Source organism: Desulfoprunum sp. (assembly GCF_053613775.1).
The window spans coordinates 1,104,779-1,123,681 of record NZ_JBSHXH010000004.1; the positions used below are offsets into that span (position 1 = coordinate 1,104,779).

Below are 18,903 nucleotides of genomic sequence, written 5' to 3' on the forward strand. Positions count from 1 at the left end.
ACGGCGAATTAACTATTGACCCGAACCGGCATACGCCTTTCCGGCCTCGCGGCCGATGATGGCGATGCCGTTGGCCACATCCTCGTCGTTCTGGGAATAGGTTACCCGAACACATTCCTGCCGATGCCGCCACTCCTCCTTCAACCCCGGGAAGAAATAATGCCCGGATACCACCAGGGCGCCCCGGCGCTTCAATCGGCGGTAGAAGTCGAGGCTCGACAGCGGCAGCCCCTCGAACCACAGCCACAGAAACATCGCCCCCTCCGGCCTGTGGATCCGATAGGGCAGACCGGCGCATTCCCGGCGAACCGCCGCCACCGCCTTTTCCATCTTGCGGCGGTAAAAGGGGCCGATCAGGTTGCGGCTGAGATCGACCACCTCGCCGGAGGCAAACAGTTTCCTCGTCACCATGGCGCCGAAGCTGCCCGGCGACAGCGACATGATGGCATTCATGCTGGCCAGGGCGCGGACGATCTCCGGCCGGGCGACGATGATGCCGGTCCGGACCGCCGGCAGCCCGAGCTTGGACAGCGACAGGCAGACCACGGTGTTGTCGTTCCAGAACGGGGCGGCCTCGGCATAGACCATCCCCGGGAAGGGCAGGCCGTAGGCGTTGTCGATGATCAGCGGCACGCCATGCCTCCGGGCCAGGCGGTCGAGGGCCTGGACCTCACTGTCGGTGATGACGTTGCCGCTCGGATTGGTCGGGCGCGAAACGCAGATGGCGCCGATATCAGGGGTGATCTCGAGGGCGTCGAAGTCGATATGGTACTTGAACATATCGTCGCCGATCCGCTCGATTTTCGGTTTGGTGGCGACGAAGAAATCGTCGCACAGACCGAGATCGGCATAGCCGATATATTCAGGGGCCAGCGGCAGGCAGATCTTCCTGCAGCTGCCGTCGGGACAGACGCCGGCCAGGAGGTTGAACAGCATGAAGAAGGCGGTCTGGCTGCCGTTGGTGAGGCAGATGTTGTCCGGTCCGACCGGCCAGCCGCAGTGCCGGGACAGCAGGTCGGCGAGGACCTCGATGAATGCCGCATCGCCCTGGGGCGGACTGTAGGCCCCGACCAGTTCCCGGAAGGCCGCAGGGTCGCCGCAGATCTCCTGGAGGTTGCGGCGGAGCAGTTCCTGGAATTCGGGGACATGACCGGGATTGCCGCCGCCCATCATCATCATTTCCCCTTCGTATTCGCTGCGGGCCGCCCCCAGATCGTCCATCAGCGAGAGGATGCCGGCGTCGCAGGTCAATCGTTGACCAAATTTCGAAAAGCGCATAGCAGTGTGAGACAGCAGCCTGTTCCGCCATTCAGGCCGTTCCTGTCGGGATCCTTGTCCTTCGTTGTTCAATGTAGCGGGCCAGGCGGACAATACCGAACACTATACCAAGAGAAAAGAGAATCCTCCCCCAAAATATGCCGCCGAACCGGCCGCCGAGCGCCAGCATCAGCAGGGTGTCCTCGACCAGGGAGTGGCAGATCCCCATCAGGGCCATCGAATAGAAGATCTCCCGGCGATCGAGCTTGCCCGAACAGGCCTCGCGGATGATCAGGGCGCCGCCGTAGCTGAGCCCCATGACCATGCCGACGACGGTGAGCGGCGCCGCCTGCCGGCTCATGCCGAACACCGGCAGCACCGGGCCGAGCAGGCGCTCGAACAGCGCCAGGACGCCGATCGCCCGGAGGAGGCGCATGCAGACCATGATAGCAAAGATCACCAAAATGATCATGCCGAGGTTGATGATCTGATCAAGGGCCCAGCCGCCGAGGTCGCGTTCGATCTCGCCGGTCTTGAACAGCAGCCGGGCCGGTCCCTGCCACAGGTCCAGCCACCGGCAGAGCCGGTCGAGCAGGACGGCGTAGAGGACCGCCCCGCCGACCCGCAGGACGGCAATCGGCAGCACTGCCGCCCCGGCCTTTTTGCTGATGCTCAACTCCAGCGGCAGGGTGTGGGCGATCAGCATCATCGAGCAGAGGATCGTCACCTGCGCCCCGGTCAGCGCCAGGCCGGGCGCCAGGGCGGCGAAGACCGCCATGCCGCCGTAGATGCTGGTCAGCATCGCCATCGCCCAGACCAGGCCGAGGGAGCCGGGCAATCCGACCAGGCCCATCACCGGTTCGAGCAGGTAGCCGAGCCAGGTGATCATCCCCAGTTCCTCGAGGACCTTGGTGATGATCACCACCGGCACGGTGATCTTGATCAGCTCCCAGCTGGTGAGCGCCGTTTCCCGCAGCAGGGAGAGAAATACGTCCCGGATCAAGTCGCTGCGGCTGGACGTGGCGTTGTTTTCCGTTTCAGACACCCAAGTTCCCCTTATTCATTGTACCGTCCTTCTCTTTTTCTCGGCGGAGGATGAAGTTTGATGGTCGATCAGCCTCGCCGGGGCGTTGGCAATCCAGTGGCGGATATACCGGACGGAAAACGGTATTTCAACAGCTATGGCAACCTTTATGACCGCGGATCATGCTCCGCACCCCTCGCCCTCGCCTCCCGCCGCAGGATAACCGCGGCCAGGACGGCGGCAACAGTCATCGCCAGGCCGGCCACGACAAAACCGGCGCCGAGGTCGAAGTGATCGCCGATGCCGCCGATCAGGGTCGGCATGACTCCGCCGCCGACCAGAAACGCCATCGGGATGGAGAGGGAAACCGCCGCCGCCCCCAGCTTCTTTCCCCCCAGCGTGCTGAGGACGGCGAAGGCCGAGGGGAAGAAACAGACGGCGACCAGCGGCTGGAGAAAGACCGCGGCGAGCAGAGGGCCGCCGGACAGGAGGCCGAGCGGGATCGTCAGCAGGCCGGCGAGCAGCAGGGCCGCCACCATCACCCGCCGGTTGCCGTAGCGATCGCCGAGCCAGCCGGCCGGGACCGGCATGATGATCGTGCAGAACCGCGACAGCGAGAGGAGACGGTTGGCGCTGTCGCCATCCATCCCCTGGCCGGTGACCAGCAGCAACGGCAGCATCGCATAGATCCCCATGGTCGAGCAGATGGCCAGGGAAAACAGCAGGATCATCAGCCAAAACTGCGGCATGGCCAGAAAGACGCGAAAGACCGCGAGATCGGGAGGCACCCCCCGATCCCTGCCGCCCCGCCCCTTCAGACCGTACAGCACCGCCATGACGATCAGGCCGACACCGATGCCCTCGATCCCGTGGCGCCAGGTCGACCACCGCACCATCACCCCGCAGATCAGCGGCGCAATGATGAAACCGATATTCGGCGCCAGTTCGTGGACGGCGATGCCCCGCCCCCAGAAAGTCGGTGCCACCATCCCGGTGATCGTCGACAGTCCCGCCGGCAGGTAGAGACCGGAGGCGAGGCCGAGCCCGAACAGGGCGGCACGGATGCCGGTCATGGTCCGGCAATGGGCCAGGATGACGAGGACACAGCCGGCGGCGAGGGTGGACAGGACGATTGTCCGTTTGAAGGTGATGCGCGCCGAGACAAACCCGGAGGTCAGCACCGAGGGGAAATAACCAACGGAAATCCACAGAAAAAAGGAGCCCGACACCGTATGGCCGAAGCCGAGTTCCTGCTCGATCTGCGGCAGCAGCGGTGCAAAGATGATGCGGGAGAGAAAATTGAGCAGAAAGAGCGACGACAGGAGTGCCAGCTGCGGCAGTACCCGTCGGAACGGCAGGTATCCGCCGTCTGCCATGGCCTGCGTGCCGGCCGTCATTATTCGCGGCCGGAATGTTTTTTGGGGTAGTCGAAGAACAGCAGGCGGCCGGATCCTTCCTTGAGCTCTGACCATGACCGGCAGTCGAATTCGATGCCGACGGCGCCGCAGGTGGGGATATTGCCGATGCTCCGCCCGGTCAGCCATTCGGCGAGGTCGGTGATGCCGTAGTTGTGACCGACGAGGGCCAGTTCCTCGGTGCTGTCCGGTACCCCGGCGATGGTCTCGAGCAGGGCCGGCACCTCGGCCATGTACAGCGCCGAATCAAGGTGAATCGATTTCTCCGCGAATCCAAGCGCCTCGGCGATGATGCGGGCCGTCTTCCTGGCCCTTTTCGCCGGACTGGCGACAATGAGGTCGGGGCGTACCCCGTGGCCGGACAGTCTCCGCCCCATGAAGGGGGCGTCGGCCTTGCCGCGGTGGTTCAGCGGCCGGTCAAAATCGTCCAGCCCCGCCTCCGCCCAACTCGATTTGGCATGACGGATCAGATACAGCCTTCTCATGCCGGTTCGCTCCGTTGTATCACTTCCTGCCACAGTTTTTCGTACTGCCGGGCGGCCGGTGACTGTCGAGCCGCCGCCCCGACCGGCTGGCGGAGGATGCCCATTTTTTCGATCTCGGCCAGAAAGGGGATCGAGGTCTTTAAAAACAACTGATATTTGCTGTACTTCTCCATGGTCGCCAGGTGCATGGACTTCCGCCGTTCGACCATGGAGAAAAAGGCGAGGATCTTGTCCTTGTCGGCACCGAGTTTGGTGAACAGCTTGAGCAGTTGCTCCAGGGCGATCAGCGACAGCGTGGTGGGAATGACCGGACAGATGAGGACATCGGCCGCCTCGATGATGTTCTCCGAGAGCAGGGTCAGATTCGGAGGGCAATCGAGGATGAGGATTTCATAGTCCTCGGCTAAGGGGGCAAAAAGTCTGACCAGGGCCTGCCGCCGTTTTTTTTTGCTGAATTCGTTCAGGGCGAGATCAAGGTTGCGGAAGGAAAAATGTGCCGGCAGCAGGTCAAGGTGAATAAAATCCGTCCCCCGGATATTCTTCGCGATATCGCCATCGAGCAGTCTCTCGCTGTTGAATTTCTTCTTCGCCTTGATCCGGAAATAGTACGAAGCCGCCCCCTGCGAGTCCATGTCGCAGAGCAGGGTCCGCTGCCCGGACATGGAAGCGGTGTAGGCGAGGTTGACGGCGGTGGCGGTCTTGCCCACCCCGCCCTTGCTGCTGTAGATAGCCACTGTTTTCATTGCCGGGCACCATGTCCTGCGGAGAGTTGGCCATCGCCTGCGGTTGCGGTGATCCTGCGCACCAGTTCCCTGTTGTCGTCGCCGGCAAAATCGGCGAAGGTGGCCTCGAACTCACCGCGAACCTGCTGCTGCCGTTCGGCGATCCGGGTCACCAGGCCGCCAAGGGCGGCGGCAATGGCCAGGACCTGTTTCGGGTCATCGACCCGGCCAGGGCTGCGAAAGGTTCCGAGCATCGCCTGCTGCACGGCCAGATCGTTGTAGTCTCCGAGATTGTTCTGCAGTTTCTTCAGGTGCTTGACCAGCAGGCCAACCTCCTCCGCAGGGAACAGCGAGTAAAAGAATTCGAGGAGATAGCGCAGTTTTTTCGCCTCGATCCGCAGGGCGTGAAGCATGGTGTCGGGGCTGTCGGGACCCAGTTTTTCACCCTCCAGCAGGACCTTCCTGAATCGTTTCTTTACCGCCCTGGCGGCAAAACCCCGGCACGGACGGTCCTGCTCCGTCGAGTCGGCCGGCTGGGGCAGATTTTCCAGAAAATGCTGCCATTCCTTGAGCAGACGCACCAGCCGCGGCGATTTCAGTTGTTTTTTCATCGCCCTGAATTCTTTGTTCCTGAACGCCCGCATTCCCCGGACAAAACCGGCAAGCCCGGGATGGAGGCTGACCGGCAGCATGCTGCGGTACTCTTCCTCCTTCAGCAGATAGACATCGCAGTCACGGACCTTGCCGGTCGCCTGGGTGATCCACCGGAACTCGGAGCGGAAATGATCACAATGAACACCGGGGAGGGCCCTGGCCAAGATCGACAGCAGCGAACGGGTGCGACGCAGCGATATCCTCAGGTCATGGAGAAATTCGGTATCGATGTCGTCGATCGTCCCCGGCAGGTTTCTCCGGATGTCGCCGAACACGGCCAGCCCCACCTGGCGCAGACCGTCCCGCATGGAGATATCCCGCTCGAGGATCACAACCGTCTTCGAGCCGGCGGCACCAATGGTGATACCCGCCCCCGAGAGGACCGGGGCCAGGAAGTGCGTCCGGTCGGTCGGCTGCTCCAGTCCATCTTCCTCAAGCAGACTACGGACAGCCTGATATTCGTGGTCATAGCCGCGGACTCCGACCAGATGCAGCTGCGTCTGCGTGACCGGTCCCCGATTGTCGCCGTTGACGACAACGTGGTCGAGCCACAGCCTGAGAACGGTTTTCTCGTCTTCGTTGAGGAGATGAAACGACCGGCGAACCCTGGACAACTGCAGTTTCGGACAGAGGGCGCGGATATCGGCCCCTTCGCTGATCCCGTCGCGAATCGGGCCGTCGGGAAAATCCCACCGGAACGGCCTTTTTCTGCGCGGCCCCTTCCCTTCCCCCAGCACCGTCCCATCCGCCGCATACAGCCGATACCGCTGTCCCCTGCGGGCCAGCGCCAGGTCTGACCGGTACAGTCCCCATTCGAAGGTGTCGAGGAATTCCTCCTTCCCTTCATCGATCTCCACCTCTCTGACGGCGCAGTCGCCACCGAGGCGAAAAGCGATGGCGGCGGCATCAAAATCAGCACCGACGAGGAAGATGGAGGCGGGGGCCTGTTCGATCATCGGCAGCGGCCGTCAGGACCGGTAGTTGGCGTTGATCTTCACATAATCGACAGAAAAATCACAGGTGTAAATCTCTTCGCAGCCCGCCCCGTCCTTGAGGTCGACGCACACGGCGAAATTTTTCTCCTTGAGCACCCGGGTGGCGGCAGACTCGGCTTCCTTGCCGAGGCCCTGGCCGTTCTTGACGATCAGCACGTCGTTGAAGGCGATGTCGACCTTGTCCGGATTGAATCGCACGCCCGAACGTCCCATGGCGGCGATGATCCGGCCCCAGTTGGCATCCTCCCCGAAAAAGGCGGTTTTCACCAGGCTGGAATTGGCGATGGTCCTGGCCAGACGCTCGGCCTCCTCGTTTTCTTTCGCCCCGCAGACCCGGATGGTGATGGTCTTGGTCGCCCCCTCGCCATCGGTGACGATCATCAGGGCCAGTTCCTTCAGTACCTCTTCAAGGGTATCGCGGAAGAGCTGCCGGTCCTGCTGCGGGGCATCCTCGTCGATCCAGGGGTTGCCGGCACAACCGTTGGCCATCACCAGGGCCATGTCGTTGGTGCTGGTATCGCCATCGACGGTGATGCGGTTGAAGGTACTCGCGACACCGCTGACGAGGGCGGCGTGGAGTTCGGGAAAACTGATCTGGACATCGGTCAGGACAAAGGCGAGCATGGTCGCCATATTCGGCATGATCATCCCCGAGCCCTTCGCCATCCCGGCAATATTGACATCCTTGCCGCCGATATTGATCGTGCGGCAGACCGTCTTCGGGACCGTATCGGTGGTCATGATCGCTCGAGCCACCTGTTCGAAATTGTCGGGCGACAGCCCGGCAACGAGCTGATCGACGCTGTTCTCGATGGCCGTGACGTTCAGCTGTTCGCCGATCACCCCGGTCGAGGCCAGCTGGACCAGGACATCCTGGATGTTCAGCGCTTGCGAAACCAGCATGCCGGCATGGCGGGCATTCTCCATGCCCTGCTCGCCGGTGCAGGCATTGGCGCAGCCGCTGTTGACGAGGATCGCCTGCGCTCGTCCCTGTTTCAGGCGTTCGACATCGATCAGTACCGGCGCCGCCTTGATCTGGTTGGTGGTGAATACCCCGGCGGTGACTGCCGGCGTATCGCTGAAAATCAGTCCGAGGTCAAGCCGATCGGCGTACCTGATGCCGGCCGCGACAGCGGAGGTGGAAAAACCTTTGACACCCATGCAACCTTCCATTCAAAAAAAATCTCCCTCTTCCGGCATGCACGGTCCCCCTGGCCGCACGACGGTCTACCCAGACCGGCCTCCTCCGACCCTCCGAAAGCGGCGCCTGCCCCCGCTCGGAAAATAATATTCATAATAATCTACCACCGCTATCCCTGTCTATGCTAGTATAAAATGGGCTGGCAGTATGCTCCCTTCCGGAGCCGCCGATCGCTGCGTTCCGGAAAAAAGACAGTATTACTACCCCTCGATTCCGGTGCGGCGGCATGGCCCATCATCAAACGACGATTCCCGACACGGTGTTTTTTTCCTTATGGCCCCCGATCCGGTACACTGGAGCTATCACCTGATTTCGACCATCGTACTCCTCGCCGACCTGACCATCCGGGTCGGACTGTCGCTCCGGGTCATCATGCGCCGGCGCCCGTACCCGATCACCCTCGCCTGGCTGGTCGTCATCCTCCTCATCCCCTTCGCCGGGGGGGTCATCTATCTGCTGCTTGGCGAGAACCGCCTGTCCGACAAGAGGACGGCGCGGATATTGAATTCCAATGCCCATTACCAGCACTGGCTGCAGACCCTGCACGGCCGGCCACCGGTGCAATGGCAGCACCTCAGCCCCGGGTGCGGCCCCCTGCAGCTGCAGGCCGAGGCACTGGCCGGCATTCCCGCCCTCGACGGCAACGCCCTGGAACTGATCGAGAGAACGGAAGACATCATCAGGGCCATTATCGACGATATCGAAAAGGCCCGGTCCACCTGTCATCTCCAGTTCTATATCTGGGAGCCGGGAGGGATGGTGGACGAGGTGATGGCCGCCATCGTCCGGGCGACGCGGCGGGGGGTGCGCTGCCGCCTGCTGCTCGATGCCATCGGCAGCCGGGATTTTCTCCGCAGCCGGGAGGCGGCGGGGATGCGGAAGGTGGGGGTGAGGATCCAGGAATCGCTGCCGGCCGGAATCTTCTCCGCCCTGTTCGCCAGAATCGATATCCGCAACCACCGCAAGCTGGTGGTCATCGACGGCAGGATCGCCTATACCGGCAGCCAGAACATGGTCGACCCCCAGGTGTTCAAGCAGGACGCCGGGGTCGGCAGGTGGATCGACCTGATGGTGCGCATCCGCGGTCCGGTGGTCGAGACCCTGGCCGGCACCTTCGTCAGCGACTGGATCCTCGATGCCGACATCCGCCATTTCCGGCCGAAATCGGTGCGCGAGGATATCGACACGGTCCGGCGGATCGCCGATATCCATCCGTCGCCGCCGACCGGGGATATCGCCGTCCAGCTCGTTCCCTCCGGCCCCGGCATGACCCAGGACGCGATCCACAGCCTGCTGCTGACCACCATCTACGCCGCCCGCCGGGAACTGGTGCTCACCACGCCCTACTTCATCCCCGACGAACCTCTGCTCGTCGCCTTGAAGTCCGCCGCCCAGCGCGGCGTCAACGTGCGGATCATCGTCCCTTCGAAGAACGACTCGCTGCTGGTCGAATATGCCAGCCGGGCCCGGTTCGAGGAACTGGTCGAGGCCGGAGTGACCATCCTCCAGTTTACCGACGGCCTCCTCCACGCCAAGACCATCACCGTCGACCGCGACTTCGCCCTGGTCGGCTCGGTCAACCTCGATATGCGCAGTTTCTGGCTCAACTTCGAATCGACCCTCTTCGTCTACAATACGGCGTTCACCCGCCGGTTGTGCACTCTGCAGCAGCAGTACGAAGACCAGTCGGTGCCGCTCGACCGTTCGACCCTGGCGCACCGTTCACGGGTCGAACGGTTCAAGGAGAACTTTGCCCTCCTGATCGGACCGCTGCTGTAGGATGGCGAAGAGAATGGTCGCTCAGGCCCCGCCGTCGTCGAGCATCCCGGCCAGCAGCGTCACATGACGGCGCTCCTCGGTGATGATCGCGGCCAGTTGCTCCTTGACGACCGCATCATCGATGAGATCACTGAGAAACTGATAGAAGAGGATGGTATCCTCCTCAAAGGCCAGCGACTGCCGCAGGGCCGCGGAGATATCGACCGCGGCCGCGAGATCGTCGCCGTCGAGGGAGAAGGTCTGATCCTTGACCATCTCCTGCAGCAGCTCCCGCCCCATCCGTTGAGCCGCCTCCGCCCCGGCTTCGGCCAGCCTCGCCCCCTTGATGCCGGCGAAATATCGGCCGTGCCGTTGTTCTTCCTCGGCCATCCACCTGAACAGCTCGGCCAACCGCGGATCGTCGACCCGGGCCGCCGCCCGCCGGTACGCCGACTCGCCGTTGTTTTCGATCTGGACCGCAATGGCGCGGATATCATCGAAGGTGAACATCGTCTATTCTCCTGCCGGATCCAGCCTGGCCATGGCGGTGATGAGGCGGTCGTTGGCCTTGGCGACCGCCGGATCCTCCATGAACCGGGCGATGCGGATGAACGACCGGCCGAACCTCACTCCCAGGGCATCGGCCTTCTTCTCGAGTTCGGCATAGCGCGGCGGGACCGACTGCTCATACTGCAGTTCCGGATATTTTCTGTTCAGCTCCCGCAACTTCGGCGCCAGTTCCTCCGCCTCGTTGGCGAGGGTGTTGATCGCCCTGGCACAGACCGGGGCGCTTTCCGCCTTTTCGACGACGTCGAGATAGGTCTCGAGCGCCGGCACATACTCCTCGAACAGCTGCCGGGCCTCCTCGTATTTGTCGCCGGCCTGACAGACCACGGCTGACAGCAGCAGCATGGCGGCAGCGCCGACGGACAGAAACTTTCTCACCATTCCGGTCTCCTTTTCCCTGAATTTGATGTCGCGTACCGGTCTGTACGCCTCGGCAACCAGGGTAGCATGAAATGAACGGATGCAAAACCTCAAGGTGCTCCCGGCAGGCACAACGGCCGAAGATTCTCGGGATTTCCGGTTGCCCTGGAAGACCCGAGCTGATAGTCTGGCAGGTGGCGGTGTCTGACGAATGATCGGCCGCCACCATGGTCCGCTCCCCTCCATCGCCTTTCCCCACGACAGTTACGGCCATATGCTCAACATCCTGCTGCTCTCGGACATTCATGGCAATTTCCCGGCCCTGGCGGCGATCGAACAATTCTTCGCCGACGAGCATTTCGACCTGATCCTCAACGGCGGCGATTCCGTCGTCTACGCCCCCTTTCCCTCCGAGACCCTGCGCTGGCTCAGACAGCATCAGGCGATCTCGATCCTCGGCAATACCGACAAAAAGGTCATCCGCCTGCTGCAGGGAAAACCGCTCAACAAGCCGCGGAATATCGACAAGCGGATCATGTACACCTCGACCGCCGGCCAGCTCGACGAGGAAGGCCGTAACGACCTGTTCGCCATGCCGGCGTATCTCGACCTGCAGTTGGCCGTGGGGGATAGCGGGCCGGTCGGCCGGACGGTGGGCCTCCACCACGGCAGCCCGGCCGAACCGCACGAGTTCCTCTTTGCCGATACCCCGAACGAGCGCTTTGCCGAACTCGCCGCCGCCAGCCGTTCCGAGATCATCGTCACCGGTCATTCCCATACCCCCTACCACAAGCTGATCGCCGGCATCCACTTCATCAACCCCGGCTCGGCCGGCCGGATGTTCGACGGCGATCCGCGGGTCAGCTGCGCCGTGCTCCGCCTGTCCGCCGATGCGGTCGAGGTCGAGCATTTCCGCATCGCCTACGACATCGAGACGGTGATCAGGGCCCTGGCCGGCTGTCGGCTCCCGGAGATTTACGCCAGGATGTACCGGGAGGGAAGAAAACTCAATTGAGTAATTGCACTTTCCGCCGGAAATCTGCTACCGTAGCAACGATACCGCGCCCTACCCGACCACGTCGGCACCCAACCCCGATCGACTCAAGCACAACCTGAACCGGAGGATACCAGGCACCATGGCCAAGAAAGCAAAGAAACAGGAAAAAGCTGAGGATGAAAACATCAGACTCGCCGAAGGAACCGCCTACAAGAATAGCGACGGCAAGAAGGGCGAAGACAAGATCGCGGTATGGGTCAGCAGGAGCCAGATCGAGTATGAGAAGGAACTGAAGAAACTGCAGATCGAGCTGATGAAGCTGCAGCTGACGATGAAGGAAAACGGCGACAAGGTCCTCGCCATCTTCGAGGGGCGGGATGCCGCCGGCAAGGGAGGGACCATCAAACGTTTCACCGAACACCTCAACCCCCGCAACGCCCGGGTGGTGGCCCTGACCAAACCGAACGAAACCGAGATGACCCAGTGGTATTTCCAGCGCTACATCGCCCACCTGCCCTCGGCCGGGGAGATCGTCCTGTTCGACCGCAGCTGGTACAACCGGGCGATGGTCGAACCGGTGATGGGCTTCTGCACCGACGAACAGAACAAACGCTTTCTCAAGGATGTGCCGATGTTCGAGGAGATGCTGGTCAAAAACGGCATCAAGCTGTTCAAGTTCTATTTTTCTGTTTCCAAGGAAGTGCAGAAGGAACGGTTCGAGTGCCGCAAGACCGACCTCCTGAAGCAGTACAAACTATCGCCGATCGACAATCTCGCCCAGAAATACTGGGACCAGTATTCCGTGCGCAAGTTTCAGATGCTGTCGGAGACCAACCGTACCATCGCCCCCTGGACCATCGTCCGTTCCGACAACAAGAAACAGGCCCGGCTCAACTGCATGAAATTCGTCCTCAGCAACATGGACTACCGGGACAGGCTGGCGGAAGAGGAACTGCGCCCCGACCCGGAGATCATCATCTCGGGCATCGAGGAGCTGAAACACATGGAGGAGAACCTGATGCAGCCCCGGGAACTGCGCGGTTGATTCGCCCCTGAAAACGACAATGGCCGATACCCCAGCGGGTATCGGCCATTGTCGGTCGTCCAATCTTCGGCGCGATTCAGGGGCCGTTACGAAACAGCCACTACATATTCACCCCTTTCGTTACGGCCCCTGATGCCAGTAACGACGCTCCACTGTTACGGTTATTTTTATAGAACGGCTTATTTGAACCGGCCGCAGCATTTCTTGTATTTCTTGCCCGAGCCGCAGGGGCAATCGGCATTTCTGCCGATCTTGTCCCCTTCCCGCCGCACCGGCTGGTGCCCTGCCGGATCCCCTTCGGCCAGATGGCGGTTCAGCAGCCGTTCCTGCTCCTCCGCCTGCTTGCGCCGCCGTTCCTCTTCCAGCCGTTCGACCTCTTCCGGGTCGATGACCCGCACCCTGAACAGGTGCGAGACGGTCTGCTGCTTGATCGTCTGAATGACCCCGCTGAAGAGCTGGAAGGCCTCGCGTTTGTACTCGTTGAGCGGGTTCTTCTGGCCGTAGCCGCGCAGACCGATGCCCTCCTTGAGGTGGTCCATCGACAGCAGATGCTCCTTCCAGTGGGTGTCGACCATCTGCAGCAGCAGCAGCTTTTCCAGCTGGCGCTGGGTCTCCGTGCCGTTGCGCTCCTCCTGCGCCCGATAGGCCTGCTGGACCATTTCTGTCACCCGCTCCCGCAGCGTATCCGCCTTCAGGTCGCGCCGCTCGTCCTCCGGCCAGCTGAACGGGAAATTGAAGGTTTCGGTTATCCGGTCGGCCAGGGCCTGCCAATCCCAGCCCTCCGAATCGCCGTGTCTCGAGGCGATCTCGGCGACGATTCCGTCGACCAGTTCGGCAGTCATGTCCTGGATCGCCCCGGCGACATCGTCGTCCTCGAGGACCTCGCGCCGCTGGCGATAAATGACCTCGCGCTGCTTGTTCATCACGTCGTCATATTCGAGGAGATGCTTACGGATATCGAAATGGTGCCCCTCGACCTTGCGCTGGGCGTTCTCGATCGCCCGGCTGACCATGCTGTGCTCGATCGGTTCATCCTCCTCCATGCCCAGCTTGTCCATGATGCCGGTGATCCGGCCGGAACCGAAGATCCGCAGCAGGTCGTCCTCGAGCGAGAGATAGAAGCGCGACGAGCCGGGATCGCCCTGGCGTCCCGAGCGGCCGCGCAGCTGGTTGTCGATGCGCCGTGACTCATGCCGCGAGGTCCCGAGGATATGCAGCCCCCCGACCTCCCGCACCCCCTCGCCGAGTTTGATATCGGTGCCGCGGCCGGCCATGTTGGTGGCGATCGTCACCCGGCCGTACTGCCCGGCCAGGGCGATGATCTCGGCCTCGCGGGCATGGTGCTTGGCGTTCAGGACCTCGTGCTCGATCTTCTCCTTCTTCAGCATCGCCGAGATCTTCTCCGACACGTCGATGGAGATGGTGCCGACCAGCACCGGCCGCCCGGCCTCGTGCATCTGCTTGATCTCGCGGACCACCGCCCGGTATTTGGCGGCCTCGTTCTTGTAGATGACATCGGCGTAGTCGTCGCGGATCATCGGCTGGTTGGTGGGCATGACGACGACATCGAGGTTGTAGATCTTCTTGAACTCCGGGGCCTCGGTGTCGGCGGTGCCGGTCATGCCGGCCAGTTTGTCGTACATCCGGAAGTAGTTCTGGAAGGTGATCGAGGCCAGGGTCTGGTTCTCCTTCTCGATCTTGACCTTCTCCTTGGCCTCCAGGGCCTGGTGCAGGCCGTCGCTGTAGCGCCGTCCCTCCATGGTCCGGCCGGTGAACTCATCGACGATCACCACCTGGCCGTTGCTGACGATATAGTCGACATCGCGCTGGAACAGCACATGGGCCTTGAGGGCCTGGTTGAGGTGATGCAGTTTCTCGATGCTGCCGGGATCATAGAGGTTCTCGACCTCGAGCAGCTCCTCGCCCAAGACTACCCCCTCGTCGGTCAGGGACACCTGGCGGGCCTTCTCGTCGACGGTGTAGTGGACGTCCCGCTGGAAACGGGGGATGATCCGGTCGACATTCTGGTACAGGTCGGTGGAGATGTCGGCGGGGCCGGAGATGATCAGCGGCGTCCGCGCCTCGTCGATCAGGATGGAGTCGACCTCGTCGACGATGGCGTAGTTGAAGCCGCGCTGGCAGAAATCGCGCAGATCGAACTTCATGTTGTCGCGCAGGTAGTCGAAGCCGAGCTCGTTGTTGGTGCCGTAGGTGATATCGGCGGCATAGGCGGCACGGCGGGCCTGGTCGTCCATCTCGTGGACGATCTTGCCGACGCTCATGCCGAGAAAGGTGTAGACCTTGCCCATCCACTCGGCGTCGCGGGCCGCCAGGTAGTCGTTGACCGTCACCACATGCACGCCCTTGCCGGTCAGGCCGTTGAGGTAGACCGGCAGGGTCGAGGTCAGGGTCTTGCCCTCACCGGTCTTCATCTCGGCGATCTTGCCCTGGTGGAGGATGATGCCGCCGATCAGCTGGACGTCGTAGTGGCGTTCACCAAGCACCCGGCGCGCCGCCTCCCGCATGGTCGCGAACGATTCCGGCAGCACGTCGTCAACTGGTTCCCCCTTGGCCAGCCGCTCCTTGAATTCAATCGTCCTGGCCGCCAGCGCCGCATCGTCGAGCGACTGCACCGACTTCTCCAGCTCGTTGATCCGGTTGACCAGCGGCTGGATCTGTTTCAGGACCCGGTCGTTCTTGCTGCCGAAAATCTTGGTGAGGACAGTTCCAATCATTGTCGTTATGAAATTGAGGTGAAATATCTATTGCCGCTCAACTCGCCGGATAGCGAGACTGTCGACCGCTGCTCCGGAGACCGCATCGCCATCCTAGGCCTCCGCTCCCCGGCTGCTGTCGAACATCAGCGCATCCTCGTCACAGTCCGGAAACTTATGGCAGTGGAGGCAGTCGCTCCAGATCTTATGCGGCAGATTTTTCTTGTCGATATCCCGGAACCCGAGCTTGCGGAAAAATCCGGGCTGGTAGGTCAGCGTGAATACCCGTTCGATCCCCAGCCTGGCGGCCTCGTCAAGACAGATCCGGACCAGTTGCGACCCGATACCGCGACGCTGGAGACTGCGATCCACCGCCAGCGACCGGATCTCGGCGAGGTTGTCCCAGGTGATCTGCAGGGCGCAGACGCCGACCAGCATTTCATCGTCGTCGATATAGACGACGAAGTCCCGCAGCTTGTCGTAGAGGGAGCTGATCGATCGGGGAAGCAGCAGCCCGTCGCCGGCAAAACTGTTGATGAGGGCGTGAATGTTCTTCACGTCCTCCATCCGTGCAGCACGTATCATACGCATTACATCCGCTTGCGGGTTGACAGCTCAACCCGCCGTTGAGGCCAGTGAGGGGGTTGGTTCCAGACGAATCGCAGGTTACCGGTCCGGTCCGCCCTGCCGTTCAATCCCGAACAGCGGGGCGATAATCGCCAGACCGGCCTCTACCGCCGATTGCTGCCGGGGAGAAGGAGGCTGGAGCAGCGCCTGGCCGGTCCATACCCCGAGGACGAACATCCACAGGCAGATGCAGACGCAGGCCGCCATGATCCCGGCGACACCGCCCCAACTCAGCTCGAACCTGACCTTGCGGTTCTGTTTCATCTCCCGAGCGGACATTCCTACATCTTTTCCGGGGCCGTCAGGCCGACAAAGGCCAGGCCGTTGCCGAGTACCACGAGCAGGGCATCGACCAGGCAGAGCCGGGCCCGGCTCAGGGCGAGGTCCTCGGTGATCACTTTGTGTCTGTTATAGTAACTATGGAACTGCCCCGCAAGTTCCATCAGGTAAAAAATCACCTTGTGCGGCGCCAGTTCCAGGGCCGCGGTCTCGATCATGGCGGGAAAGGCCGACATGGTCTTGAACAGCAGCAACTCCTCCGGCTGCACCAGCAGCGACAGATCGACGCTAGCGCAGTCGGCCCGCTCCACCCCTTTTTCCCGCGCCTGGGCCAGGATCGAGCACAGCCGGGCATGGGCGTACTGGACATAGTAGACCGGATTTTCCTGGCTCTCCTTGGTCGCCAGATCGAGATCGAACTCGAGCTGGCTGTCGGCCTTGCGCATCATGAAGAAAAAGCGGACGACATCGACGCCGACCTCGTTCATCAGCTCATCGACGGTGACGAAGGTCGCCTTGCGGGTCGACATCTTGACCTGCCGGCCGTCGCGCGTCAGGGTGACGAACTGGTGCAGCACCACCGTCACCTTGCTGTCGTCGTAGCCCAGGGCCCGCACCCCGGCCAGGACGTCGGGTACCGTGGCGATATGGTCCGAGCCGAAGATGTTGACGAGCCAGTCGAAATTGCGGCGGAACTTCTCGCGATGGTAGGCGATGTCGGGCAGGCGGTAGGTCGGTTCGCCGGTGTTCTTGATGATGACCCGGTCCTTCTCGTGGCCGAACTCGGTGGTCCGGAACCACACCGCCCCGTCCTTTTCGTAGACGTAGCCCTTGGCCCGCAGTTCGGCCACCACCTCGTCGATCTTGCCGTCCTCGTAGAGCGAATGCTCGTTGAAGTAGTTGTCGAAGGCGATCCCCATCCGCTCGAGGGTGGCGGAGATATCGGCGAAGATATGACGCTCGGCCTTCTCCTTGAAGGGAGTGACATCGGTGTGATCCTTGAGGCTGTCGCCGACCTCGTTCATCAGCGAGCGGGCGATGTCGAGGATGTAGTCGCCCTGGTAGCCGTCCTCCGGAAACTGATTCGGCAGCCCGAGCAGCTCGAGGTACCGGGCCCGGGTCGACTCGCCCAGCACCCGCATCTGCCGCCCGGCATCGTTGTAGTAGTACTCGCGGAAGACGTCGTGGCCGGTCACCGCCAGCAGGCGGGCGATCGCATCGCCGAGGATGGCCTGGCGGCCGTGGCCGATGCTCAGCGGCCCGGTGGGATTGGCGCTGACGAATTCGACCATCACCTTCCGCCCGCCGCCGACGGTGCTGCGGCCGAAATCCCGGCCGCGGGCGATGATCTGCGGCACCACCTCGCGCCAGACCCCGGGGCGGATGAAGATATTGACAAACCCCGGCCCGGCGACCTCGACCCGGTCGACCAGATCGCTGCCCGTCTCCAGCATGGCCGCAATCCTGGCCGCCAGCTCCCGGGGGTTGGCCTTCTCGATGCCGGCCAGGACCAGGGCCATATTGGTGGCATAATCGCCCTGGCCTTCGCGCTTCGGCAGTTCGAGGGCGAACCTGCCGGCCCCGGCGGCCGACCAGGCCCCTTCGGCCACCCCCCGATCAAAACACTCCTCAAGGACACCTTTCAACCGTGAACGGATCATCTCTCCCCATCAATGTGAATTCTGCTGTTGTTGTTGCCGAACAGGCACAGGACCTCATAGCTGATGGTCCCCATCCAGCCGGCAATCTCGTCGGCGGTGATCTCCGCCTCTCCCTGCCGTCCCAGCAGCACGACCTCGTCACCGACCGTAACCCCGGGGATCCCGGTCACATCGGCCATGCACAGGTTCATGCAGATCCGGCCCCGGATCGGTGCCCGCCGGCCGTGAACCAGCACCTCGCCCTTGTTGGACAGATCACGCAGGTAGCCGTCCTCGTAGCCAATCGGCAGGACGGCGATCCGGGTCGGCCGGGTGGTGATATAGGTATGGCCGTAGCTGATGCCGCTGCCGGCCGGCAGGTCCCTGACCTGGGCGACCCGGGTGGCGAACGACATCACCGGCTGCAGCCTGGAGCCGGCGGCGATGTCGGCGCCGTCGCTCCCGTCCGGATAGCAGCCGTAGAGCGAGATGCCGGCCCGCACCATCTCGCAGTGCGTATCCTGAAAATACATGGTCGCCCCGGAATTGGCGATATGGCGGATACCGGTGAAACCGGCGCCAATCCGGGCAATGGTGTCCTGGAAGCAGGAAAAGATCTGTGGTGTACTTGCCGCCTGACGCTGGTCGGCCTCCGGCAGGTGGGCCATGACCCCGGCCAGGAAAATCCCGGGCAGGGCATCGATCCGCTGCTTGAAGGCCGGAACCTCGGCCGGCAGCAGGCCGAGCCGGCCCATGCCGCAATCGAGCTTCAGATGCACCCCGATTTCCCGCCCGTGCCTCACCGCCGCCTGCGACAGGGCCCGGATGTCCTGGTCGAGGAAGACTACCGGGGTCAGGTCGTGGAGGAGAAACTGCTCCGCCTCCTCCGGGACAAAGCCGAGGATGACGAAAATATCGCCGCCGATTCCGGCCCCGCGCAGGGCGACCGCCTCGACCAGCTCGGCGACGCCGAAGGTCCGGCAGCCGCAGTCGGCCAGGACGGCAGCGGTCTCGACCATGCCATGACCATAGGCATCGCCCTTGACCATGGCCATCACCGCGACGCCTGGTCCGACCCCTTCGGTTATGCAGCGGAAATTGTGTCGCAGGGCCCGACAATCGATACGGACCTCATTCCTCGATACCACCAGTCTCTGTTCCAT

Annotated in this window: 17 protein-coding genes; 3 read left to right on the plus strand and 14 right to left on the minus strand. The window is 62.5% G+C overall.

What is annotated here, in order from left to right; all coding sequences use genetic code 11:
- Positions 1-12: 12 nt before the first annotated feature.
- From ACWGKN_RS09050 to argJ, 7 genes are all read right to left on the minus strand, one after another.
- On the minus strand, positions 13-1,278 hold the full coding sequence (locus ACWGKN_RS09050; protein ID WP_035230711.1) for a valine--pyruvate transaminase: 1,266 nt from the start codon (positions 1,276-1,278) through the stop codon (positions 13-15).
- Positions 1,279-1,309: 31 nt separating this feature from the next.
- Positions 1,310-2,302 carry a nucleoside recognition domain-containing protein gene (locus tag ACWGKN_RS09055; protein ID WP_424255365.1) on the minus strand — a complete coding sequence of 331 codons (993 nt, stop codon included), beginning with the start codon at positions 2,300-2,302 and terminating at the stop codon, positions 1,310-1,312.
- Positions 2,303-2,448: 146 nt separating this feature from the next.
- Positions 2,449-3,657: an MFS transporter gene (locus ACWGKN_RS09060; protein ID WP_452095073.1), complete on the minus strand. Its 1,209-nt coding sequence runs from the start codon at positions 3,655-3,657 to the stop codon at positions 2,449-2,451.
- A 20-nt stretch (positions 3,658-3,677) separates the two neighbouring features.
- Positions 3,678-4,181, minus strand: a complete 504-nt coding sequence (locus tag ACWGKN_RS09065; protein WP_035230709.1) for a SixA phosphatase family protein — start codon at positions 4,179-4,181, stop codon at positions 3,678-3,680.
- Entirely contained in the window at positions 4,178-4,924 is a 747-nt protein-coding gene (locus ACWGKN_RS09070) for a ParA family protein (protein ID WP_035230708.1), read from the minus strand. Before ACWGKN_RS09070 ends, ACWGKN_RS09065 begins: the two co-directional genes overlap by 4 nt.
- Complete coding sequence (locus ACWGKN_RS09075; protein WP_035230707.1) at positions 4,921-6,513, minus strand: CHAD domain-containing protein; 1,593 nt, start codon at positions 6,511-6,513, stop codon at positions 4,921-4,923. Before ACWGKN_RS09075 ends, ACWGKN_RS09070 begins: the two co-directional genes overlap by 4 nt.
- 12 nt (positions 6,514-6,525) lie before the next feature.
- The gene (argJ, locus tag ACWGKN_RS09080) at positions 6,526-7,713 is read right to left on the minus strand and encodes a bifunctional glutamate N-acetyltransferase/amino-acid acetyltransferase ArgJ (RefSeq protein WP_035230706.1); all 1,188 of its coding nucleotides are present in this window, start codon (positions 7,711-7,713) and stop codon (positions 6,526-6,528) included.
- Positions 7,714-8,026: 313 nt separating this feature from the next.
- Between argJ and cls the strand changes: the two genes are divergently transcribed.
- Complete coding sequence (gene cls, locus ACWGKN_RS09085; protein ID WP_035230705.1) at positions 8,027-9,532, plus strand: cardiolipin synthase; 1,506 nt, start codon at positions 8,027-8,029, stop codon at positions 9,530-9,532.
- A gap of 21 nt (positions 9,533-9,553) precedes the next feature.
- Here cls and ACWGKN_RS09090 read toward each other — a convergent pair whose 3' ends face one another.
- Positions 9,554-10,021: a ferritin family protein gene (locus ACWGKN_RS09090; RefSeq protein WP_452095074.1), complete on the minus strand. Its 468-nt coding sequence runs from the start codon at positions 10,019-10,021 to the stop codon at positions 9,554-9,556.
- 3 nt (positions 10,022-10,024) lie between these two features.
- Positions 10,025-10,459, minus strand: a complete 435-nt coding sequence (locus ACWGKN_RS09095) for a hypothetical protein (RefSeq protein WP_035230703.1) — start codon at positions 10,457-10,459, stop codon at positions 10,025-10,027.
- A 190-nt stretch (positions 10,460-10,649) separates the two neighbouring features.
- Between ACWGKN_RS09095 and ACWGKN_RS09100 the strand changes: the two genes are divergently transcribed.
- Together ACWGKN_RS09100 and ppk2 are read left to right on the plus strand one after the other, a co-directional pair.
- A complete protein-coding gene (locus ACWGKN_RS09100) occupies positions 10,650-11,453 on the plus strand; it encodes a metallophosphoesterase family protein (protein ID WP_424255357.1) in 804 nt (267 codons plus the stop codon).
- A 121-nt stretch (positions 11,454-11,574) separates the two neighbouring features.
- Positions 11,575-12,480 carry a polyphosphate kinase 2 gene (gene ppk2, locus ACWGKN_RS09105; RefSeq protein WP_035230702.1) on the plus strand — a complete coding sequence of 302 codons (906 nt, stop codon included), beginning with the start codon at positions 11,575-11,577 and terminating at the stop codon, positions 12,478-12,480.
- Between the two features lie 179 nt (positions 12,481-12,659).
- Here the strand turns inward: ppk2 and secA are convergent, their stop codons facing one another.
- From secA to alr, 5 genes are all read right to left on the minus strand, one after another.
- Positions 12,660-15,215, minus strand: coding sequence for a preprotein translocase subunit SecA (gene secA, locus ACWGKN_RS09110; RefSeq protein WP_035230701.1), 2,556 nt, complete (start codon positions 15,213-15,215; stop codon positions 12,660-12,662).
- Between the two features lie 93 nt (positions 15,216-15,308).
- Positions 15,309-15,779, minus strand: coding sequence for an N-acetyltransferase (locus ACWGKN_RS09115; protein WP_035230700.1), 471 nt, complete (start codon positions 15,777-15,779; stop codon positions 15,309-15,311).
- Positions 15,780-15,860: 81 nt separating this feature from the next.
- The gene (locus tag ACWGKN_RS09120) at positions 15,861-16,085 is read right to left on the minus strand and encodes a hypothetical protein (RefSeq protein ID WP_424255352.1); all 225 of its coding nucleotides are present in this window, start codon (positions 16,083-16,085) and stop codon (positions 15,861-15,863) included.
- Between the two features lie 17 nt (positions 16,086-16,102).
- A complete protein-coding gene (gene argS / locus ACWGKN_RS09125; RefSeq protein ID WP_035230698.1) occupies positions 16,103-17,761 on the minus strand; it encodes an arginine--tRNA ligase in 1,659 nt (552 codons plus the stop codon).
- Positions 17,758-18,903: an alanine racemase gene (gene alr / locus ACWGKN_RS09130; RefSeq protein ID WP_452095075.1), complete on the minus strand. Its 1,146-nt coding sequence runs from the start codon at positions 18,901-18,903 to the stop codon at positions 17,758-17,760. Before alr ends, argS begins: the two co-directional genes overlap by 4 nt.

Coding starts and splice junctions, on each gene's coding strand:
- argJ (WP_035230706.1), bottom strand. CDS start 7,713: ATGGGTGTCAAAGGTTTTTCCACCTCCGCTGTCGCGGCCGGCATCAGG.
- argS (WP_035230698.1), bottom strand. CDS start 17,761: ATGATCCGTTCACGGTTGAAAGGTGTCCTTGAGGAGTGTTTTGATCGG.
- ACWGKN_RS09120 (WP_424255352.1), bottom strand. CDS start 16,085: ATGAAACAGAACCGCAAGGTCAGGTTCGAGCTGAGTTGGGGCGGTGTC.
- ACWGKN_RS09050 (WP_035230711.1), bottom strand. CDS start 1,278: ATGCGCTTTTCGAAATTTGGTCAACGATTGACCTGCGACGCCGGCATC.
- ACWGKN_RS09100 (WP_424255357.1), top strand. CDS start 10,650: ATGATCGGCCGCCACCATGGTCCGCTCCCCTCCATCGCCTTTCCCCAC.
- ACWGKN_RS09070 (WP_035230708.1), bottom strand. CDS start 4,924: ATGAAAACAGTGGCTATCTACAGCAGCAAGGGCGGGGTGGGCAAGACC.
- ACWGKN_RS09075 (WP_035230707.1), bottom strand. CDS start 6,513: ATGATCGAACAGGCCCCCGCCTCCATCTTCCTCGTCGGTGCTGATTTT.
- alr (WP_452095075.1), bottom strand. CDS start 18,903: ATGGAACAGAGACTGGTGGTATCGAGGAATGAGGTCCGTATCGATTGT.
- ACWGKN_RS09095 (WP_035230703.1), bottom strand. CDS start 10,459: ATGGTGAGAAAGTTTCTGTCCGTCGGCGCTGCCGCCATGCTGCTGCTG.
- ACWGKN_RS09065 (WP_035230709.1), bottom strand. CDS start 4,181: ATGAGAAGGCTGTATCTGATCCGTCATGCCAAATCGAGTTGGGCGGAG.
- cls (WP_035230705.1), top strand. CDS start 8,027: ATGGCCCCCGATCCGGTACACTGGAGCTATCACCTGATTTCGACCATC.
- secA (WP_035230701.1), bottom strand. CDS start 15,215: ATGATTGGAACTGTCCTCACCAAGATTTTCGGCAGCAAGAACGACCGG.
- ACWGKN_RS09090 (WP_452095074.1), bottom strand. CDS start 10,021: ATGTTCACCTTCGATGATATCCGCGCCATTGCGGTCCAGATCGAAAAC.
- ACWGKN_RS09060 (WP_452095073.1), bottom strand. CDS start 3,657: ATGGCAGACGGCGGATACCTGCCGTTCCGACGGGTACTGCCGCAGCTG.
- ACWGKN_RS09115 (WP_035230700.1), bottom strand. CDS start 15,779: ATGATACGTGCTGCACGGATGGAGGACGTGAAGAACATTCACGCCCTC.
- ppk2 (WP_035230702.1), top strand. CDS start 11,575: ATGGCCAAGAAAGCAAAGAAACAGGAAAAAGCTGAGGATGAAAACATC.